The sequence below is a fragment of the Pontibacter sp. LHS1 genome (assembly GCF_058932855.1).
The window spans coordinates 235,657-250,346 of sequence record NZ_JBZYWF010000001.1 but is presented as its reverse complement, the minus strand read 5'-3'; the positions used below and the strand labels follow the sequence as shown (position 1 = coordinate 250,346).

The following is a 14,690-nucleotide window of genomic DNA, read 5'->3' as shown; positions in this document are numbered from 1 at the left end:
AAGTCCTTGCAGCTCATGCGGAAAATTGATTGTAAAATACTGGTTGTAGATGACGAAGAAGACATCCTGCTGGCAAGCAGACTGCTGCTCAAGCAGCACTTTGCTACGGTGGTGACAGCTTCGGATCCCTATAGCATCCCGACCCTGCTGCAGGAGTACCGTTTTGACGTAGTGCTGCTGGATATGAATTACAGCGCAGGCGCTACATCCAGCAAGGAGGGACTACACTGGCTGAAACAGATTCTGAAATTGGCACCGGCTGTTAAGGTGATTCTGATGACGGCCTACGGCGATATTGAACTGGCAGTGCGTGCCCTCAAAGAAGGAGCCACCGATTTTGTGCTGAAGCCATGGCAGAACGATAAGCTCGTGGCCATCCTGAAAACCGCCTGCCAGCAAAACAGGGGAGTAGGGAAACGAAGTGCGGAAACAGCGGAGCAAAACCAGACCGCCTTCCATTATGCCGGTTTTATTGGTGTGTCGCCGGCCATGCAGCGGGTATACCAGACGATAGAAAAAGTTGCCGGTACAGATGCCAATGTACTGATACTCGGCGAAAACGGCACAGGCAAGGAGGTCGCGGCACGCGCCCTGCATCGTAAATCGAAACGTTCCGATAAGGTCTTTGAGAAGGTAGATCTGGGTGCTATCAGTGAGACACTCTTTGAAAGTGAGCTGTTCGGCCACGCCAAAGGCGCCTTTACTGATGCCAAAGAAGAGCGCATGGGACGGATGGAGGCTGCAAATGGCGGGACTTTGTTCCTGGATGAAATAGGCAATCTGTCGCTGCCGCTTCAGGTCAAGCTATTGTCTGTGCTGCAAAACCGCCATGTGATCCGGCTCGGTACGAACAAGCCCCGCCCGATTGATATACGCCTGATCTGCGCGACCAATATGCCGCTGTACGACATGGTACGGGAAGGCACCTTCCGTCAGGACCTACTGTACCGTATCAACACAGTCGAGATATACCTGCCCCCATTGCGGGAGCGTCAGGAAGACATCCGGCTGCTGGCGCAGCACTTCCTGCGCGTGTACAGCCAAAAGTATGAACGTGAAGGGCTAGGTATAGCACCTGGCACCATCCGCCGGCTGACCGAGTACCGCTGGCCGGGCAATATCCGGGAGCTCGACCATGCCCTGGAGCGAGCCGTGATTTTGTGTGATCAGCAGGAGCTGCAGCCAGAGGATTTTTATTTCGCACCGGGCGATGTGTCAGGCAAGGCCGCCGATAAAGAGCCTGTTCTGGAGAGTGACTATACCTTGGAGGCACTGGAAAAAATGATGGTGCAGAAAGCCCTTGTCAAACATGCCGGAAACATCACACATGCAGCAAAGGAACTTGGTATCACCAGAACCGCACTTTACCGCCGAATAGAAAAACATGGTTTATAACCGCTTCAGAGCGAACCTGCTGCTGCGGGTGGGGCTGTTGATCATCAGCATTGCTGGGATCACACTAGTCCTATACCGCACCGAATGGTACATGACTGCCGTGTGCATCGGATTACTGCTGCTCTTCCAGCTCTATGACTTAGTGCATTATGTGGAGCGAACCAACCGCGATATCTCAAGCTTTCTGGAGGCTATTCGTCACTCGGACTTTACGCAGCGCTTCGCAGTAAAAGGGGGTAATCCGGCATATAAGGAGCTTTATCAGTCGTTCAACGATGTATCCGATGCTTTCCAGCGCATCAAAACCGACAAGCAGGCGCACCACCTGTACCTGCAGGCGATCGTAGAGCACATTGGCGTAGGTATCGTTTCTTTTGATGAGAGTGGACGTGTGGAGTTGGTAAATCATGTGCTAAAAGAAGTCCTGCACACGCCCCACCTAGAGCACATAGAGTCGTTAGGCCGCATCAGTGAGGAGCTGGTGGAGGTGATGCGCAGCATCGGGCACAATGAGAGAAGGCTTGTTACCCTGCAGGTACGGGATGAGCAGCTGCAGCTGGCCCTGCATGCCACCACCCTGTTTTCGCAGGGACGAATGCTCAAAATCGTGTCGTGCCAGAATATCAAATCTGAGCTGGAGGAGCAGGAGCTGCAGACCTGGCAGAAATTGATCCGGGTACTCACCCATGAAATTATGAATACCATCACACCGGTCATCTCCCTAACGGCTACTGTTTCGCAGCTGATGGAAGAGGAGGTAGTTAGGAAAGCTGATGTCGGAGAGACACCTGAACAGGAGGTACTGGAGGATATACAGGCAGGATTACAGACCATTGAAAAACGCAGTACCGGGATGCTCCACTTCGTGAAGAACTACCGCCGCCTGATGCGTGTGCCAACCCCGGAATTGAGAACCGTAAAAGTAAAGGACCTGCTGAAGGGTGTGCAGACCTTGCTACAGCCTGAAATGGAAGCCAGACAAACGAAGCTCTTCCTCTACCTGCGGGATGAAAAGGCGGAGTTGCAGATAGACCCGGAGCTGATCGAACAGGTGCTGATCAACCTGATCAAGAACGGGATGGAAGCAAGCCATAAGGCTGCAGGCCCCTGTGTGGAAGTGATCGCCTATCAGGATGAGCAGGATAGAAATCGCTTCAGGATCGACGTGCAGGACAACGGGACAGGGATTAGTCCTGAAGATCTGGATAAGATTTTTATTCCTTTTTTTACCACCAAAAAGCAGGGCTCAGGTATAGGCCTCAGCCTTTCCAGGCAAATCATGCGGCAGCATGGAGGCAGCATACGTGTCAGCAGCCCCCCAGGCGGCCCCACCACATTCAGCCTGATCTTTCGAATGAATAATGAGTAATGAATAGTTAAGAACGGTTTTGAAAACCTGGGGTGGAAGTATCAAAAATCGGAAGCTTATAAATACCAGCTGCAGCTGCACATCTTTCCAGATCAAGAATTAACATTCTCAATTACCCATTATTAATTCCTATAGGTTTTGCTGGATCACCTGGTTTAGCTGGTGCCCCGGCACGGCACCGGCCTGTTTCCAGACGACCTGCCCGTTTTTGAAAAGCATAAAAGTCGGCACGCCCTGCACGCGGTACTGCTGGGCAGCTGCCTGGTTCTTGTCCACGTTTATTTTGATGACCTTCAATTTACCCGAGAAATCCTTAGCTAGTTGCTCCACCACCGGGTTCATCATTTTGCAGGGGCCGCACCAGTCGGCATAAAAGTCCACAAGCACTGGCATGCCCGGGCTTTTGATCAGTTCAGCGAATGATTTCTTTGCCATAGCTCTCTTGTTTACTATGTTTTTACGAAGTGCAAAGCTAAAGGATAAAACCAGCGGACACCAAACAGCTGCACGGATTCAAATCATGCCCTTCCTTTTAAGTGGAGGAGTCACAACATGGAGCGTGTGTTCTAGCTCACAAATGCTGGATGGACTGCGCTATACCTGGTTTGTTTCCCACTTGGGAACTATAGCCAGCGCGGCTTGATTATTGTATTGACAAGATTTTTCCGAATAACATGACGAACCTGAAATATAAGCTGAGACACTGGATCAGCACCCTGGCGATTGCCACCCTATTGGTACCTGCCACCTTACCGTTCAGCTCCTGCAGCAAGAGTGATGCGGCTATACCTGAAAACGTAGCGGAGCGTGAACTGCTGGTATCAGCCGAGAAGGTGGGCACTTTGCCTGCCGCCATGCTCAAGCAACTGGCCGGCGCCTATGCCGGTAGTTTCCAGAGCCAGATCAAGTATGATGTGGCAATTTACAAGGTGAATTACCGCACCACTTTCCAGGGCCGTGAAACGGAGGCTTCCGGATTGATTGCCCTGCCCATGAACCTGACCACACCCGCTCCGGTACTGAGCGTGCAGCACGGTACGAACTTTAAACACGACGAAGCGCCCTCTGCCATGAGCGGCGGCCCGACGGGCTTTGAGGTATTTGCCTCCGGAGGCTATATTACCCTTATACCTGACTACCTGGGTTTCGGAGCTTCCAAAAACCTGTTGCACCCTTACTACCACCAGCAGTCCTCAGGTATAGCCGTGGTCGATATGATCAAGGCTGCCAAGTCGCTGTATGCCCGGGAAGGTATAGCCGACAACGGACAGTTGTTTCTGGCGGGCTACTCTGAAGGCGGTTACGTAACACTGGCTGCACAGAAAGAAATTGAAACCAATCCGCAGCATGGCTTAAGGGTAACTGCTTCTGGCGCTGGTGCCGGTGGCTATGACCTGACCAGTATGCTGGCCGATGTGAAAGCGGGCAAGCCTTATACCTATCCGGCCTACCTGGCTTATGTGCTGATGAGCTACAACAAAACCTACGAATGGAACCGTCCGCTCTCAGACTTTTACCAGGAACCTTACGCCACCCGGCTGGCAAGTCTGTTTAACGGACAGCACAGTGGCGGCGCTATCAACAAGGAACTGACTACCCAAACGGAGAATCTGTTTTCGGCTACTTTCCTGGAAGGGCTCCGTGGTAATGGTGAGCAGGCGCTGAAGAAGGCATTGCTGGAGAACAGCTTTAACAGGTGGGTGCCGCAAAGCCCGACACGCCTCTACCATGGCACTGCCGACGTGATTGTGCCCTATGCCAATTCTGAGCAAACCTTTGAGTGCATGAAAGCGGCCGGAGCACCAAATCTGGAGCTTATACCAATTAAGAATGGAAACCACGGAAGCAGCCTCATTCCGATGCTCACTGACCTGATTCCCTGGATGCAGTCGTTTGGCACAAACCCTTAACTGAGGACAGCTATACCTGATAAGGTACCTAAAGTATAGGGAAGCGGTCCACTTAGCCTGATCAGCTAGGTGGACCGCTTTTTTATAAAGAAGGACAGCTATACCTTCGAAAACTTCAGGCTATACACCATCGGAATCATATTCTGCAGATGCTTGATGCGCCAATAGCCGTCGGGGCCCTGCACGGTGTGGTTGAAACAGTTGTAAGGCGAGTAAGGAAATTCGTGGAAAAGCTCCAGTTTCAGTCCCTGGTTCAGTAGCGCACTGATAACTTCGCTCAGGCTGTGGTTCCAGGAATATTCCTTGTACTGGATCGGTGCATCCCGGTCGGCATAGGTGCCTGAGCTTTCTTCCACGATCGGCTCCGGGGTGTTGTGGTAAGGGTACTGCACTTGCGTAAAGTCATTGTCGAACATCCATACCACCGGGTGGAACTCTGCCATGTAGAAGGTGCCTCCCGGTGTCAGAAAATGTGCGATCACCTCGGCCCAGCGGTTCAGGTCGGGCAGCCAGCCGATCACCCCGTAGGACGTGAACACGATATCAAACTGCCCCTGCAGGTTTTCTTTCAGATCATACACATTGGAACACACAAAGCGGGCGTTCAAGCCAAGCTCATCGTTTAGTTTCTCCGCCTCTTTAATGGCCTCGTCCGATAGGTCTATACCTGTGACTTCGGCACCCAGTCTGGCCCAGGAGAGGGTGTCCTGACCGAAGTGGCACTGCAGGTGCAGCAGGCTTTTGCCAGAGACCGGTCCTAGCTCTTCCAACTCTATCTTATTAAGGCTGGAATTTCCCGCCTTGAAACCAGCAACATCATAAAAAGCCGAGTCCTTGTGTACCGCTGTGCGCAGGTTCCAAGCCTGTCTGTTCGCTTCAAAATATTCCTGTTCCATCCTTTATTTCCGTTGACTAAAAGATTATTCGAAAGATAAAAATACTATAAATTGCTTAATCTTAAATTTTATATATTTACATTTATTCTTACCTACGAACAAATTACCACTACATGAAAATCACAGGAAAAGAGGGCGGGCCAATAGACCGTGCCCAGGCAAAGAGATGGACAGCCAGATACAGATCAAGCGGCAGAGGGAAAACCAATTCACACTTGTTTGGAGGGGAAACAGTAAAGCAGCTGCTCGATCAGGAGGGATGTGTGGCGATGCGGATCTATTATGCTTTGGATGATAACGGAGAGCAGCAACTGCTGTTGGTAGGTACAGATGCTGAAGGAAATGACATGACGGAAGGCCTGATTCTGGATCTGGCTACCCCATGCCCTCCTGACTGTTCAGTTAGTAGCGAGTTGGCAGGTTGATGGAGTTTTTTATAGAACATATTTACCCTTGGTTGAGATGGGCGGCTGTATTGAGTCCTGTTCTGCCCTTTATAATTGGTCTTTTGTTATTTAGAAAACAGAAGAACACAAAATTTATGTTATTGTTTCTGTTCATAACTATAGGGGTGTTGACAGAGGTTGTATCAATGATTACCGTAATGTCCGGTACCAAAAATAATCTTTGGCTCGGCCATGTGTATACCTTGCTGGGCTTCAGCGTGCTGGCAGGGATTTTTTATCATAGCTTTAACAAGCTTCTGCTGAAAAGAGCCGTCCTTGGCGGGATGGTTGGGCTGTGTTTACTGATTTATTACGATGCCTTCATCACAGATGGGATCATGAAAATGAATTCCATGTCAAGAATAGCAGCTAATGTAATGCTGATCATAATGGCCATCACTTACTTTTATAAGGTCGCCAACAATGCTAAAATTGTTTACCTGGACCGCGACCCTATGTTTTTGCTGAGTTGCGCCATCCTTATTTATTACGCTGGAACAAGTATGTCCTATGCTATTTTTAACGAGGCGCTGGCAATTTCATACGACACGGCACGCATCTGCTTAGCCATTATCATGGTGCTGAATGTGCTGTTTTACCTAAGCCATGTATTTATATTAAGGAGGCTGGCCGTATGATAGAAATCTTAACCCCCTTGCTGATCATCACCCCGGTCCTGCTGGTGCTCGCCATCGGCATTATCGTATTTGTGTTTGCCTACCAGCGGCGCATGCTGCAGCACCAGGAGCACCTGCGCGAGCTGCAGGAGCTGCGGCAGCGGCAGATGCTGGAGGCTGCCCTGGAAGCGCAGGAAGCGGAGCGCCGCCGCGTAGCCCGTGACCTGCACGACGAGGTAGGCGGCATGCTGGCCCTGGTCCGGCTCAATATTGGGCAGGTAGCGCGCAAATCTGCAGAGAACGAAGCCGTCGCCGAAACAGCCCACCGTTCCAAAGAATTGCTTGACGAAGCGATACAAAGTGTACGCCGCATCTCCCACGACCTGCTTCCCGTGGTGCTCGACAAAATGGGGCTCGTGCAGGCGATCAACAGCCTGGCGCATTCCGTGCCGCCCGATAGTGGCCTGGAGGTGAAATTTACGCATAACCTTGAAAATTTCCGGCTGGAAGCCCGACAGGAATTGCTACTGTTCCGTATTCTACAAGAACTCGTAAATAACACCCTAAAGTATGCGGAGGCTACACAGATCACGATCAACCTGCACCGGGAAGACGATAAGCTGACCCTGCGCTACACCGACAATGGGAAGGGCTTTAACTACGATGCCACCCTGGATGCGGGCAGTGGGAGCAGCGGACTGGGACTGAAAAACCTGCAGAACCGCGTGGACCTGCTCAACGGTGCGATTAACTTCTTTTCGAAGTTAGGGGCAGGCATCAAAGCCGAAATAGTTATCCCTTTTGCCTATATTATCGTTATTATTTATAACTTTGGTTTGCTAACCTAAGCTTTACTATATGGAGCTGCAGCCACTTACACTTGCGATCGCTGACGATCACACCCTTTTTCGGAAAGGAGTGATCGAAATTCTGAAGAATTATGAGGAAATCACTGTAATAAGTGAGGCGTCCAATGGTATTGAGCTGCTCGAAAAGATTGAAGGCAACCTGCCTGATATCATCATGCTGGACCTCGAAATGCCTGATATGGATGGCATTGCAGTAGCCCGCTACGTGCTTAGCAAGTATACCAAGGTGAAAATATTGGTGGTATCAATGTACGGTGAAGAAGAGTTGGTGAAGAAGCTCCTTAACGAGGGCGTACACGGTTACCTGCTCAAGAGTGCCGACCCGGAGGAATTGCGGGAAGTATTGCAACTGCTCCGGAACGGCAAAACACACTACCCGGTCTTCTCTCAGAATTATTTCACGCTACGATAAGTATAAAAAAAGCCGCCCTTACGAGCGGCTTTTTTATACCTGTCAGCCTACCGTCCGGATGCGGCTCACGACCCATACGGCCACAAGCGTCGCCACACTCGCCATGATGCCCACCCAGTTGAAGTGAGTCAGTGTACCATTTGCGGCTTCCTGCACGATGAGCCCGCTCACAAAGGCTGCTATACCTGCGCCCAACTGCTGCACCGACGAGTTGATGCTCATGAAACTGCCACGCAACTCCGGCTCCACGCTGGAAGTGATCAGCGACATGGCCGGCACAAAACGGGCTCCGAAAAAGATGAAGAAGGTCGTAGAAACAGAAAGTGCCAGCACCATGCCTACAGGGGGCAGGTTAGTGATCAGCACGATCGGGATGATGGAGAGGATGGCGGCCCAACGGAAGATGAACTGCTTGCCATACTTGTCAGCCAGGCGGCCCGCCCACTGGGAAGTGAAGACGGTAGCCAGTCCACCGAAGAGGTAGATGTAGCTAAGGTCACGCTCTGTAAAGCCCACATTGGCCACCATGTAAGGACTGATGAAAGGCACCACCAGGAAGCCCGCCATGGTCAGCGTAACGGTGAGCGCCATAGCCCACTGCAGGTTAGGCTGCACCACCATGGCTCTAAGCGCACGGAACGGATTACCGGGTCTGGCATTGGTCAGGTGCCCCCGCATAGCCGGCAGAAAACGCACAGCCACCAGCAGGATAAGCACACTCAGGCCTACGAGCAAATAAAAGGGTGCATGCCAGCTCATCTCACTGGCCAGGTATAGCCCGATCGGTATACCGGCGATGGAAGCCACCGAAAACGCGGCCATGACGCGACCGGTAGCCGCACCGCGGCGCTGCTCTGGTATGGCATCGCCGATGATGGCCAGTACCAGCGCCCCCAGCACACCACCAAATCCGCCGGCTACTACCCTGGCCAGTAGCAACAGACCATAGTTAGGCGCAATGGCACAGCCCAGCGTGCCTACAATGAAGCCAAGGTATAGCGCCAGTAAAGCATGCTTGCGGTCGAAGCGGTCGATGAAGAGGGCACTCACAAAACCCGCAATGGCCGCACTGAAGGTATAAGCCGACACCAGCAGACCAAACTCACGCGGTGAGATGCTGAACACTCGCATCAGTTGCGGTCCCAGCGGCATCATGATCACGAAGTCCATCATGTGGGTGAACTGGATTGCCGCCAGCAAAAAGATCAGCAGGCCCTCCCGGATCTGAACTTTAGGTACAAGGGGCTCCTGTACGGGAGCGGTTATCGGAGCAGGATTGTTATCCCGAAATCTATTCATAGTTTAAACATTGAAATCAAAACAGGGCGCCAATGTACAAATAATTTTGATTGCAGAGAGCTAAATTTCAAGCCTGCAGACCAGATTAGCTGCCCAGATGCTGCCTGGCTCATAAAAGAACCTTGTATATACGTGATTCGACCAATTGCAGCAGTGTATTACTCACTTTAATCAGAAAATCTGTCTGGTAGGATTAGTCGGGACTAGCCTTTTAGAGTAGGTTAGAAGGATTGTAAACCTTGGGAGCGGGACAAATGTTTTAAGAAGTAGGGTATAGGAGCTATTCCTGTGGGTACATGGAAGCTGGCCTGTTAAGCTTAAACTTATGCTGCGGGTATGGCACAAATCTGGATCACCTCGGTACATCTGACTTCTGAACAGACGTTGCGTGGGGCTATAAAAGTCAGCATTGCATATAGATCACAGGAAGAATTCCTGCGGCAGGAAGATAAATCCAGCGTGCTATTAAATATCGGGCATCACAAAAGCACAGCAGTCCTGACTGTAACTGGGAGCCCATGTGAAAAGTAGAATTTGTATGGCAAAGAAAGAGGAGCAATTGATTTGCGAACTATGCGGCCGGGAGGTGCAGTACCTCACGCGGCACCACCTCGTGCCCCGCGAGGAGGGAGGGCGCTACGGAGCCACGGCAGAGCTCTGCCAGCCCTGCCACAGCACCCTGCACCTGACTTTCAGTAACCGTGAACTGGCCACCTTATACAACTCCATACCTGCGCTGCAGCAGGCCGAGGATATGCAGAAGTACCTCAAGTGGGTTCGTGGCAAACGCATAGAGCGCATCTCCAACAGACGTGGCCGCAGACGCTAGTCTGACTGTTTCTGTTGCATCAGCCGTTCTTGCATGGCCGCCTCACCTTTCTCGCGAATGGCCAGCACCAGGTCGGTTTTGAACTGGTGGAAGCTTGCCTCCAGGCCGGCCGGATAGCTGTGCGGATTCAGCAGGCGTCGGATGCTTTCATGCAGTTTACTGAGTTCTTCTTCCCGGTGTTTGCGGATTGCTTTCAGGTCGGGCAGCTCCGCTACGAGCTTCCCTTTTGCCAGCACAGGTATAAGCAGGTCTTTGTAAGGCGTGCCCTCCGGTATAGACTTGCGACGGGTGCTATCGAGTGGACTCACGATCAGTACTTTGTCAGGTAGAGCTACCGCTTCGTTGTAAATCATGTCTGCCACAAAGCCCTGTTCATCGTAGTATCGGCGTACCTGCTGTATACCTGGGTTAGAGGTTTTTTCGAGTTGCTCCGATAGTTTCAGGCTATAACTCCATTCCCCGTTTTCCTGCTTAAAGGCAGCTAATTTGTACACTCCGCCCAGCGCAGGTTGGTCGTAGGCTGTCACCAGCTGCGTACCGATTCCCCATACATTGATCTTAGCACCTTGCTGTTTCAGGCTGTTCACAATACTCTCATCCAGGTCGTTGCTGGCCACAATATTGGTATAGCCCATACCTGCTTCGTCGAGCAGTTTGCGGGCCTCTATGCTCAGGTAGGTCAGGTCGCCGGAGTCAAGGCGGATGCCGTTGAGTTTAAAGCCGGTCGGCTCCAATTTTTTAGATACCTCAATGGCGTGACGCACGCCTTCCAGTGTATTGTAGGTATCCACCAGGAAAACGGAGTCGTGCGGGAAAGCCTGGCCGTAAGCTTCAAAAGCCTGTTCTTCGCTTTCAAAAGCCTGCACCCAGCTGTGGGCATGCGTGCCGCGTACCGGTATGTCGAAGAGTTTGCCAGCCAGCAGGTTGGAGGTCGCATCTATACCTCCCACATAAGCGGCCCGGGTGGCAGCCAGCGAACCGTCTATGCCTTGGGCGCGTCGCATGCCGAACTCGATCACGGTGTCGCCCTTGGCAGCGTCTTTTATGCGGGCTGCTTTGGTGGCGATCAGGGTCTGGAAGTTCACGATCGTGAGCAAGGGCGTCTCCACCAGCTGCGCCTGTAGTAATGGGCCACGCACCCGGATCAATGGTTCGCTTGGGAACACGACAGTGCCTTCCGGTATGGCGTCTACGTCGCAGGTAAAGCGCAGGTCACGCAGGTAGTCCAGGAAAGCCTGCTCAAACAATGGTTCGCCCTGACTGCCGCGCAGACTGCCCAGGTAAGCCAGGTCCTCCTCCGTAAACTGCAGCTGCTGCAGGTACTCCACCGCATACGCCAGTCCTGCTGCTACAGTATAGCCACCCTTGAAAGGTGGTTTCCGGAAATAGAGATGGAATACGGCTTCGCGCTCTGCTATACCTTCTTTCCAGTAGCCGTAAGCCATGGTGAGCTGATACAGGTCAGTCAGAAGGGAGAGGGAGCTGCGGTAGAGTTGGTGGAGGGTGTTGTTCATGTTTCCTTGTGATAAGATAGTCAGTAGAAAGAACGAAAGACGACACAATTGGATGTGGTGCCTATACGCTACGAGTACTCTTTCCCGTCTGCCTGGGGGTATGGAGTAATTGTTCAACCAAAGGACCCGATTACGCTTGTCCTGTTCTGTTGAATGCCCGAATTTAAAGGATGATATCAGATTTAGCTATATTTAAGGCATGATAAAGCGACAGTTTATACCTTTTGGCGAAGTAAAAGATAAAAAAGCCATCATCGTGGACAGCATGCACCCCAACGGACTGGTGCTGTCGCACTGGCGGGGTGCTCCCACGCCGGCTGAAGTGCGCGACGATACCAGTGCTGCCATGGTGCTGCACGCCCTGCGGCTTAATCTGCCCGGTCTGGAGCTACCCTACGTCACCGCCAACCATTTCGACATCGACGGATTTGTGGGCGTGTGGAGTCTGCTGAATCCGGAGCTGGCGCTGGAGAACGAGGAACTGCTGCGCCTGATGGCTCACATCGGCGACTTCCGCGAACTGGACCTGAACCACCCCTTGGCAGGGGAGGCGCTTAAGCTGGTCTGCTGGCTCAACACCCGCGAGCGCGACATGTTTTACGCTCCTTTCGCGGCTGACGAATCCGAAGAAAAAGAAGCGAAGCGCTGCGTAGATAAGTTCAGATATTTTCTGCGGGAGTTCGGCCGCGTGCTTAAGGACCCTGACTGGGAAAAACCGGTGTGGGAAGAGGAGGTGGCGGATGTGCTGCTTGGCTACCGCGATATGTACAAGCCCGATACTAAACTGCAGCGCTACCCCAATCTGGGCCTGATCGTAATCGACACGCAGCGTCCTGTACATTACTATGCCCTCTTCAGCCGCACCATCGGTTTTGATATGGTGCTGAGCTGCTACGAAGGCAACCGTTACGAACTGGAGTACAAGTATACCACCTGGGTTGATTTCGCCTCGAGGCCCACACTGCCCCGTATCAGTATGAAGCCGTTGGCCGAGCAGCTGAATGCCCTGGAAACCTCCGGCTATACCTGGACGGCTGACAACTTAACCGAAACCGGCCCGCTGCTGCGCCTCGAAGGGAAGGACCTCTCGCGTATGGAACGCTACGACCATCCGACTACCCGCGAAATTCACGCCTCTTCTATACCTGCCGATCAGATGAAGCAAGTGGTGGTGGATTACTTCCGGGAGAAGTACGCAGGTATAGCCCCGAAGCATTACTGGACCTGGGAGGAGGTAAAAGGATTGAATAAAGAGATAGGTAGATAGTGTAGGAGCTATGCTCAGGGCTTGCATTTCCAGAAGCTGTTTTATACTAATTTTGTCATCCTGAAAGGATCTTGTTCAAGAGGGATCTTACCCCCGCAAATAGCAGCAGCTCAACCTCCCGGGGCTAGGGGCCAATGCCGTCAACCTAAGGAATTGCTCTTTCGGATTTAAGACTGTTCCTTTGAGGGGACCATAGGGGTGTAGATAGCTGTGGTAGTTGCTCTTTAGCTGCAATTGGGTGAGGTCCGGGCTAAAGGATACCCCTGTAGTCCCCTTGAGGGGACAGTTCTGGTTAACGGGAAACTCCTGCAATGGCTTTATGGAGAGCATTTGGCTTGTTTCAAAGAGAACTCTTAGGAAAGGTATAAGCCAGAGGAGAGAAGCAGAATTTGTCTGAGATGATGCAGATCATTTTTATTATCAGGATTAAAGCACAATTTTGCTTCGATACGTATACATAGTAAATCTTTGATATAGACACCTTGCGCAACCACCAGACACCATGAAAAAAATCCTTTGCCCTACCGACTTTTCTAAAACAGCTGCCAAAGCCTTAGAATACGCCGTACTGATCGCCCGTCAGTCCGGAGGCCACCTGACCTTGCTGCATGTGGTGCATTTACCCATTGTTGATACTTCTGAAACCGCCCTGGTGGCCAGCGAACTGCTGGGTGAGCAGATGCGGGATGCCGAAGAGCGACTGGTGACCATTTGCCGCGAAATAGAGGAACGCCATGGGGCTAACCGGGGTGGGGGATTCACCTGCGACTATATTCTAAAAGAAGCCCTGCTCACCGATATAACCGAGCACCTCACCAAAACCAGCGGCTACGACCTGATCGTGATGGGCACCACCGGCGGTGGCAATGCCCTGGAAGAACTGCTGATAGGCAGCAATGCCGAGGCGGTGATGGAGCAGGTAAAATGCCCGGTGCTTTCTATACCTTCCACCTCAGAGTATCCGCGCATCAATAAGATCGTTTATGCCTCTGACTATGCGCAGGATGATATCGCCACTTTGCGAGAAGTGTTGGATTTTGCCAGTATGTTCGGAGCCAGCGTAGATGTAGTGCATGTGAATAAAGAAGGTCGCACGAGCAGCGACAAGAAAGGGCGATTTGTGCAGGAGATGGAGCATGCGTTCTCGGGCGCACCTATCCATTTTGAAGAAGTGGTGAGCAAGCACCGCACTGACGGTATAAAGGAATACTACGACGCCTCAGGAGCCGATATGGTTGCCATCCTGCGACGTGAAAAAGGCTTCCTGCGGGAGCTCTTCTCACAAAGCCTGGCCGAGAAAATGACTTACCAGGCCGAAGTGCCCTTGCTGGTGCTGAAAGGCAGAAAATAAGGTATAGAACAGCCATAAAAAATGCGGCAGCTTTCTCAGAAGCTGCCGCATTTTCTATGTTCCGAAGTCAGACTATTGTTTGTCTCCAAATCCTGTTTCCATGCGCACGGCATCTTCATCAAAAACAAAAGCCAGATCGGCGCTGCAGGTTTCACAGTTGTAGCGGTCAAAGGCTTCCACGGCACGTGGCAGCGTCAGGTTACGGAAAGTACTCGCGCAGCTAACCAGCACCGGGCAATTGTGTTTCTGGTGGAAAGTATTATCTGTAGGGTCCATACAAATGTAGACACGCTTTTTCTCCACCCCTTTAAAAGAATAGTTCTCAGGCTTTGGTCGGGGAGCCCGCTGTGTCGTGTCAGCAACTGCAGTTGTCTCCTGTATTTCGGTTTGTTCTGTCTGTGCGTTGTCGGGTGACTGGCAGGCAGCCAGTGAGATGAGCAGGCCACACATACCTGCCAAGGTCTTTTTTAACATATAAGTGATGTGTTGAATAGAATGCGAAACCTAAAATAGGTG

General features: G+C 51.8%; 15 protein-coding genes. 10 read left to right on the top strand and 5 right to left on the bottom strand.

Annotated elements, in window-relative coordinates; all coding sequences use genetic code 11:
• The first annotated feature begins 15 nt into the window (after window positions 1-15).
• Window positions 16-1,395, top strand: a complete 1,380-nt coding sequence (locus AC5FXQ_RS01090; protein ID WP_493600660.1) for a sigma-54-dependent transcriptional regulator — start codon at window positions 16-18, stop codon at window positions 1,393-1,395.
• Window positions 1,385-2,764 (top strand): sensor histidine kinase, encoded by a 1,380-nt coding sequence (locus AC5FXQ_RS01085; RefSeq protein ID WP_493600659.1) that lies wholly within the window; start codon window positions 1,385-1,387, stop codon window positions 2,762-2,764. Before AC5FXQ_RS01090 ends, AC5FXQ_RS01085 begins: the two co-directional genes overlap by 11 nt.
• Window positions 2,765-2,893: 129 nt before the next feature.
• On the opposite strand, the gene trxA is transcribed toward AC5FXQ_RS01085, so the two are convergent.
• Entirely contained in the window at window positions 2,894-3,199 is a 306-nt protein-coding gene (gene trxA / locus AC5FXQ_RS01080; RefSeq protein ID WP_493600658.1) for a thioredoxin, read from the bottom strand.
• A 239-nt stretch (window positions 3,200-3,438) separates the two neighbouring features.
• On the opposite strand from trxA, the gene AC5FXQ_RS01075 reads away from it, so the two are divergent.
• Window positions 3,439-4,674, top strand: a complete 1,236-nt coding sequence (locus AC5FXQ_RS01075; RefSeq protein WP_493600657.1) for an alpha/beta hydrolase family protein — start codon at window positions 3,439-3,441, stop codon at window positions 4,672-4,674.
• A gap of 98 nt (window positions 4,675-4,772) precedes the next feature.
• Here the strand turns inward: AC5FXQ_RS01075 and AC5FXQ_RS01070 are convergent, their stop codons facing one another.
• On the bottom strand, window positions 4,773-5,570 hold the full coding sequence (locus AC5FXQ_RS01070) for a class I SAM-dependent methyltransferase (RefSeq protein ID WP_493600656.1): 798 nt from the start codon (window positions 5,568-5,570) through the stop codon (window positions 4,773-4,775).
• Between the two features lie 113 nt (window positions 5,571-5,683).
• On the opposite strand from AC5FXQ_RS01070, the gene AC5FXQ_RS01065 reads away from it, so the two are divergent.
• The 4 genes from AC5FXQ_RS01065 to AC5FXQ_RS01050 are packed head-to-tail and all read left to right on the top strand — an operon-like array spanning window position 5,684 to window position 7,914.
• A complete protein-coding gene (locus AC5FXQ_RS01065) occupies window positions 5,684-5,995 on the top strand; it encodes a hypothetical protein (RefSeq protein WP_493600655.1) in 312 nt (103 codons plus the stop codon).
• Window positions 5,995-6,654, top strand: a complete 660-nt coding sequence (locus AC5FXQ_RS01060) for a hypothetical protein (protein ID WP_493600654.1) — start codon at window positions 5,995-5,997, stop codon at window positions 6,652-6,654. The genes AC5FXQ_RS01065 and AC5FXQ_RS01060 overlap by 1 nt, the downstream gene beginning before the upstream one ends.
• Window positions 6,651-7,481: a sensor histidine kinase gene (locus tag AC5FXQ_RS01055; RefSeq protein ID WP_493600653.1), complete on the top strand. Its 831-nt coding sequence runs from the start codon at window positions 6,651-6,653 to the stop codon at window positions 7,479-7,481. Before AC5FXQ_RS01060 ends, AC5FXQ_RS01055 begins: the two co-directional genes overlap by 4 nt.
• Window positions 7,482-7,491: 10 nt before the next feature.
• The gene (locus AC5FXQ_RS01050) at window positions 7,492-7,914 is read left to right on the top strand and encodes a response regulator (protein ID WP_493600652.1); all 423 of its coding nucleotides are present in this window, start codon (window positions 7,492-7,494) and stop codon (window positions 7,912-7,914) included.
• Window positions 7,915-7,956: 42 nt separating this feature from the next.
• On the opposite strand, the gene AC5FXQ_RS01045 is transcribed toward AC5FXQ_RS01050, so the two are convergent.
• The gene (locus AC5FXQ_RS01045) at window positions 7,957-9,213 is read right to left on the bottom strand and encodes an MFS transporter (RefSeq protein WP_493600651.1); all 1,257 of its coding nucleotides are present in this window, start codon (window positions 9,211-9,213) and stop codon (window positions 7,957-7,959) included.
• Window positions 9,214-9,751: 538 nt separating this feature from the next.
• On the opposite strand from AC5FXQ_RS01045, the gene AC5FXQ_RS01040 reads away from it, so the two are divergent.
• Window positions 9,752-10,042: an HNH endonuclease gene (locus tag AC5FXQ_RS01040; protein ID WP_493600650.1), complete on the top strand. Its 291-nt coding sequence runs from the start codon at window positions 9,752-9,754 to the stop codon at window positions 10,040-10,042.
• Here AC5FXQ_RS01040 and AC5FXQ_RS01035 read toward each other — a convergent pair.
• Complete coding sequence (locus AC5FXQ_RS01035; RefSeq protein WP_493600649.1) at window positions 10,039-11,556, bottom strand: nicotinate phosphoribosyltransferase; 1,518 nt, start codon at window positions 11,554-11,556, stop codon at window positions 10,039-10,041. The genes AC5FXQ_RS01040 and AC5FXQ_RS01035 overlap by 4 nt on opposite strands.
• A gap of 199 nt (window positions 11,557-11,755) precedes the next feature.
• Between AC5FXQ_RS01035 and AC5FXQ_RS01030 the strand changes: the two genes are divergently transcribed.
• Both AC5FXQ_RS01030 and AC5FXQ_RS01025 read left to right on the top strand, forming a co-directional pair.
• Entirely contained in the window at window positions 11,756-12,823 is a 1,068-nt protein-coding gene (locus AC5FXQ_RS01030) for a DUF6687 family protein (RefSeq protein ID WP_493600648.1), read from the top strand.
• Window positions 12,824-13,325: 502 nt separating this feature from the next.
• Complete coding sequence (locus tag AC5FXQ_RS01025; RefSeq protein WP_493600647.1) at window positions 13,326-14,174, top strand: universal stress protein; 849 nt, start codon at window positions 13,326-13,328, stop codon at window positions 14,172-14,174.
• A 72-nt stretch (window positions 14,175-14,246) separates the two neighbouring features.
• Here the strand turns inward: AC5FXQ_RS01025 and AC5FXQ_RS01020 are convergent, their stop codons facing one another.
• Complete coding sequence (locus tag AC5FXQ_RS01020; protein WP_493600646.1) at window positions 14,247-14,648, bottom strand: hypothetical protein; 402 nt, start codon at window positions 14,646-14,648, stop codon at window positions 14,247-14,249.
• Between the last annotated feature and the right edge of the window lie 42 nt (window positions 14,649-14,690).

Bases quoted from the DNA above. Each gene is read 5' to 3' on its own strand.
- AC5FXQ_RS01090 (WP_493600660.1), top strand. From the start codon at position 16: ATGCGGAAAATTGATTGTAAAATACTGGTTGTAGATGACGAAGAAGAC.
- AC5FXQ_RS01085 (WP_493600659.1), top strand. From the start codon at position 1,385: ATGGTTTATAACCGCTTCAGAGCGAACCTGCTGCTGCGGGTGGGGCTG.
- trxA (WP_493600658.1), bottom strand. From the start codon at position 3,199: ATGGCAAAGAAATCATTCGCTGAACTGATCAAAAGCCCGGGCATGCCA.
- AC5FXQ_RS01075 (WP_493600657.1), top strand. From the start codon at position 3,439: ATGACGAACCTGAAATATAAGCTGAGACACTGGATCAGCACCCTGGCG.
- AC5FXQ_RS01070 (WP_493600656.1), bottom strand. From the start codon at position 5,570: ATGGAACAGGAATATTTTGAAGCGAACAGACAGGCTTGGAACCTGCGC.
- AC5FXQ_RS01065 (WP_493600655.1), top strand. From the start codon at position 5,684: ATGAAAATCACAGGAAAAGAGGGCGGGCCAATAGACCGTGCCCAGGCA.
- AC5FXQ_RS01060 (WP_493600654.1), top strand. From the start codon at position 5,995: ATGGAGTTTTTTATAGAACATATTTACCCTTGGTTGAGATGGGCGGCT.
- AC5FXQ_RS01055 (WP_493600653.1), top strand. From the start codon at position 6,651: ATGATAGAAATCTTAACCCCCTTGCTGATCATCACCCCGGTCCTGCTG.
- AC5FXQ_RS01050 (WP_493600652.1), top strand. From the start codon at position 7,492: ATGGAGCTGCAGCCACTTACACTTGCGATCGCTGACGATCACACCCTT.
- AC5FXQ_RS01045 (WP_493600651.1), bottom strand. From the start codon at position 9,213: ATGAATAGATTTCGGGATAACAATCCTGCTCCGATAACCGCTCCCGTA.
- AC5FXQ_RS01040 (WP_493600650.1), top strand. From the start codon at position 9,752: ATGGCAAAGAAAGAGGAGCAATTGATTTGCGAACTATGCGGCCGGGAG.
- AC5FXQ_RS01035 (WP_493600649.1), bottom strand. From the start codon at position 11,556: ATGAACAACACCCTCCACCAACTCTACCGCAGCTCCCTCTCCCTTCTG.
- AC5FXQ_RS01030 (WP_493600648.1), top strand. From the start codon at position 11,756: ATGATAAAGCGACAGTTTATACCTTTTGGCGAAGTAAAAGATAAAAAA.
- AC5FXQ_RS01025 (WP_493600647.1), top strand. From the start codon at position 13,326: ATGAAAAAAATCCTTTGCCCTACCGACTTTTCTAAAACAGCTGCCAAA.
- AC5FXQ_RS01020 (WP_493600646.1), bottom strand. From the start codon at position 14,648: ATGTTAAAAAAGACCTTGGCAGGTATGTGTGGCCTGCTCATCTCACTG.